Raw genomic sequence first — 421 nt, 5'->3', positions numbered from 1 at the left:
AATACCAGTAAGACCCAGAAACTCTTCTTGTCTTTTGAAAAGTGAAAGATCAATCCCAAAAGTCCCAGGATCAAAGGAAGAAAATAGTAAGTATTACGTGCCGGATTATTCTTAGCATCTGAAGGCAACTGATCCTGATTTCCAAGCCTGGCTTCATCGATAAAGCCGATCCCGCTTAGCCAGTTCCCGTTCTGGTCTGTATATTTCCCCTGTATATCATCCTGCCTGCCTACAAAATTCCACATGAAATAGCGCCAGTACATATACCCGAACTGGTATTCGAACATATAGCCTATGTTAGAACCAAAAGAGGGTTTTTCAACATTAATGTATTCACGAAACTGCTTCAGGAAAGCGTCATACTGCTGGTTATCAATGCCTCCTGCATTGTAATTTCTCTTGAATTCATTTACCGCGGCAA

The 421-nt window shown here is 41.3% G+C and carries 1 pseudogene; it reads right to left on the bottom strand.

The annotated features are described in order from the left end of the window. A pseudogene (locus tag HC175_RS19280) lies at positions 1 to 421 on the bottom strand (hypothetical protein); the annotation flags it as partial.

It is taken from the genome of Salinimicrobium oceani, from assembly GCF_012037645.1.
This window is presented reverse-complemented; position numbering and strand designations above follow the sequence as displayed.